This is a genomic window from Streptomyces sp. NPDC014991, from assembly GCF_043080665.1.
Lineage (GTDB): Bacteria > Actinomycetota > Actinomycetes > Streptomycetales > Streptomycetaceae > Streptomyces.
Genome location: NZ_JBIBVY010000055.1, coordinates 1 through 4369 on the forward strand (window position 1 = coordinate 1; position 4369 = coordinate 4369).

Annotated in this window: 2 protein-coding genes; both read left to right on the plus strand. The window is 74.2% G+C overall.

Features of this window, described 5'->3' with window-relative positions:
- Positions 1-2534, plus strand: a 2534-nt coding sequence (locus ACF1BE_RS34975) for a type I polyketide synthase (RefSeq protein ID WP_392203020.1), incomplete at its 5' end; no start/stop codon positions are given.
- 30 nt (positions 2535-2564) lie between these two features.
- Positions 2565-4369 (plus strand): type I polyketide synthase (locus ACF1BE_RS34980; protein WP_392203021.1); only part of this gene is annotated, 1805 nt, incomplete at its 3' end.

Here is a 4369-nt window from a genome sequence, read left to right on the forward strand (position 1 = left end):
ACACCGGACTGCGCACCGTGTCCGTCTACTCGGCCCGGGAGAACACCACCGGCGAGATCGACACCGACGCCTGGACCCGGCACGCCACCGGCACCCTCACCGCCACGCTCACCACCACCGGTACCGGCACGTTCGACTTCACCGCCTGGCCCCCGCCCGGCGCCGAGCGGGTCGAGGTGGATGTCGACGCCTTCTACTCCGGTCTCATCGAGCAGGGCTACACGTACGGCCCGGTGTTCCAGGGACTACGGGCGGTGTGGCGGCGCGGCGACGAGGTGTACGCCGAGGTCACCCTGCCGGACGGGCAGCGGGAGGAGGCCGCGCGGTTCGGTATCCACCCCGCCCTGCTGGACTCCGCCCTGCACGCCAACGGCTTCGTCACCCCGGCCGACGCGCCCGCCGCGGGCGACCGGCCGCGCACGGTGCTGCCGTTCGCCTGGAACCGGCTCGCGCTGCACGCCTCCGGGGCCTCCGCACTGCGCGTGCGCGTGGCACCGTCCGGACCTGACGCGGTATCGGTGCAGGCCGCCGACGAGACCGGCGAACCGGTGCTGACGACGGAGTCGCTGGTGTTCCGCGCGGTGAGCGCGGAACAGTTGGAGGCCGCGGCCGGTGCACCCGGCGCCGACGCCCTGTTCCGGGTGGAGTGGACCGACATCCCCGTGCCGGCCCGCGCGGGTGCTCCGGCGCCGACCTGGGCGCGGGTGGCCGCAGGCGTCGACCTCGCGGGACCGGCCATCACGGACGCCGCGCCGGAAGTCCTGGTCGTGTCGGCCGACGGGCCCGACGGCGCCCTGGACCGCACGTCCCGGGTGCTGGACGTCCTGCGGGCCTGGCTGGCCGACGAGCAGTTCACGCGGTCGCGGCTCGTCGTCGTCACCGGGAGCGCGGTACCCGCCGGCGGTGACGAGACGGTGACCGACCCGGCGGGCGCGGCCGTGTGGGGCCTCGTCCGTGCCGCCCAGGCGGAGAACCCCGACCGCATCGTCCTCATCGACACCGACGACAGCACGCGCCTCGACTACAGCCGAGGCGCGCAGGCCGCCGACGAGTCCCTCGCCGCGCTCCTGGCCACCGCACTGGCGGCCGGGGAACCGCAGCTCGCGCTGCGCGGTACGGCCGTCCGCGCGCCACGGCTGGTCCGGGCCGCGCCCGCAGGCGCCGGCGCGGACGTCGCACACTGGGACCCGGACGGCACCGTCCTCGTCACCGGCGGCACCGGCTCGCTGGGCGCCCTGCTGGCCCGGCACCTGGTCGAGCGGCGCGGCGTACGGCACCTGCTGCTGGCCAGCCGGCGCGGTCCGGACGCGGCGGGCGCCCGGGAGCTGGTGGACGACCTGACTGCGCGCGGCGCCGCCACTGTGCGCGTGGCCGCCTGCGACATCGCCGACCGGGAGGCGGTGGCGGCCCTGCTGGACTCCGTGCCGGACGACCGTCCGCTGACCGCGGTCCTGCACACCGCGGGCGTCCTGGACGACGGCGTCATCGGCACCCTCGACCGGGAACGCCTCGCCCACGTCTTCGCGCCGAAGGTCGTGGCCGTGAGCCACCTTGACGAGCTGACCCGGGAACGCGTCCCGGGGCTGGCGGAGTTCACGGTGTTCTCCTCCGCCTCCGGGCTGTTCGGCTCGGCCGGCCAGGGCAACTACGCCGCCGCCAACGCCTGGCTCGACGCCGCGATGGCCCGCCGCCGGGCGGCCGGCCTGCCGGCGCGCTCCCTGGCCTGGGGACCCTGGGAGCAGACCACCGGAATGACCACCGGCACGGAAGCGGCGGCCCGCACCCGCGGCAACCGGCGCGGCGGCGTCCTGCCGCTCACCCCGCAGGAGGGCATGGCGCTCCTCGACGCGGCCCTGGCAGGGGAGGACACGCTGCTCGTCCCGGTCAAGCTGGACCTCAGGGCCGTACGCGCCGAAGCGGCCACCGGCACCGGCGTACCGCCGCTGCTCCGGCAACTGGTGCCCGCAGGACGGCAGTCGGCGCGAGCCGCCGCGGGCGACGGCGGGGACGGCCTGCTGCGCCGCCTCGCCGGGCTGGACCGCGACCGGCAGGAAGCCCTGCTGCTGGACGTCGTCCGCGGCCATGTGGCCGGGGTGCTCGGGCACGCGGGGGCGGACGGCGTCGGCGCCGAGACGGCGTTCAAGGACGCCGGGTTCGACTCCCTCACCTCCGTGGAGCTGCGCAACCGGTTGCGCGGCGCGACCGGCGTCAACCTCTCCGCCACCGTGGTCTTCGACTACCCCACACCGCTCGCGCTGGCCCGCCATCTGCACGGTGAACTGGCCCCGGAGGGCGTCGGGCACCGGCCGGCGGCGGAGGCGGACGAGGAACGGCTGCGCCACGCCCTGCTCGCCCTCCCACTGGAACGCTTCCGGGAGGCCGGACTGCTGGACGCACTGGTCGAACTGGCCGCCCGCGAACCCGGCGCGCCCGCACCCGGCGAACCGGACACCGCCCGGGGTGCACTGGCCGATCTGGACGTCGACGACCTCGTACAACTCGCGCTCGGCGACGGCGAATCCCTCGAAGGCTGACGCGGCACACGACTGATTGGGGCAGGGAACGTGAGTGCTTCCTACGAGAAGCTTGTCGAGGCGCTGCGCAAGTCGCTGGAAGAGGTCGGCACGCTGAAGAAGCGGAACCAGCAGCTTCTGAGCGCGTCGCGTGAGCCGGTCGCGATCGTGGGCATGGCCTGCCGGCTGCCCGGCGGCGTCGACACCCCCGAGGACCTCTGGGAGCTGGTCGCCGAGGGCCGCGACGGAGTCTCGGGTTTCCCGGACGACCGCGGCTGGGACCTGGACACCCTGCTCGACGCCGATCCCGAGAAGACCGGCACCTCGTACGTCGACCAGGGCGGCTTCCTGCGGGGCGCCGGCCGGTTCGACGCGGAGTTCTTCGGTATCTCGCCGCGTGAGGCGCTGGCGATGGACCCGCAGCAGCGCCTGCTGCTGGAGACCTCCTGGGAGGCGCTGGAGCGCGCCGGTGTCGATCCGGCGACCCTCAAGGGCACCGACGTCGGCGTCTTCAACGGCATCATGGGCGTCGACTACTTCGCCGGCGGAAGCGTCCCGCCCGAGCTGGAGGGCTTCACCGGCACCGGCGCCGCCTCCAGTGTGGCGTCCGGCCGGATCTCCTACGTCTTCGGCCTCGAGGGCCCCGCGGTCACACTCGACACCGCCTGCTCGTCCTCCCTGGTCGCCATCCACCTCGCCGTGCAGGCACTGCGCCGGGGAGAGTGCACGATGGCCCTGGCGGGCGGTGCCACGGTCATGGCCACCCCCGGCCTGTTCATCGACTTCTCCCGGCAGCGGGGCCTCGCGGCCGACGGCCGCTGCAAGGCGTACTCGTCGACCGCGGACGGCACCGGCTGGGCCGAGGGCGCGGGTGTCGTCGTGCTGGAACGGCTGTCGGAGGCGCGGCGCAAGGGACACCGGGTGCTCGCGGTCGTGCGCGGCACCGCCGTCAACCAGGACGGCGCGTCCAACGGCCTGACCGCCCCGAACGGTCCCTCGCAGCAGCGGGTCATCCGCAAGGCGCTCGCGAACGCGGGCCTCACCCCGGCGGACGTGGACGCCGTGGAGGGCCACGGCACCGGCACGACCCTGGGCGACCCGATCGAGGCGCAGGCCCTGCTCGCCACGTACGGCAAGGATCGCGAAGAGCCCTTGTGGCTGGGCTCGTTGAAGTCCAACATCGGTCACACCCAGGCCGCCGCCGGTGTCGCCGGCGTCATCAAGATGATCCAGGCGATGCACCACGGCGTGCTCCCGGCCACCCTGCACGTCGAGGAACCCTCCCCTCGCGTCGACTGGGCATCGGGCGCCGTACGGCTGCTGACGGAGGCCCGCGCGTGGCCGGAGGTGAACCGGCCCCGCCGGGCGGGCGTGTCCGGGTTCGGTGTGAGCGGTACGAACGCGCACGTCATCCTGGAGCAGGCGCCGGAGGAGGAGGTCACCGAGCTGGTGGCTCCCGTTGACGGTGTGATCCCGGTGATCGTCTCCGCGCGCACCACCGGTGCCCTCGCCGCACAGGCTGGACGGCTCGCCGAGTTCGTCGGTGACACCGACACCGCGCTGCCGATCGTCGCCGGTGCGCTCGTCTCGCAGCGGACGGTACTGCCCGAACGAGCCGTGGTCCTCGCCGGATCCCGCGACGAGGCCCTTACCGGGCTGCGAGCACTGGCGGACGCGGAGACGGTTCCTGCGGTGATCACGGGCTCGGTCACCGGTGGGAAGACGGTGTTCGTGTTCCCGGGGCAGGGTTCACAGCGTGTGGGTATGGGCGCTGAGTTGTATGAGCGGTTTCCGGTGTTCGCGCGGGCGTTGGACGAGGCGTGTGCGGCGTTGGATGTGCAGCTGGCGGGTGCGGT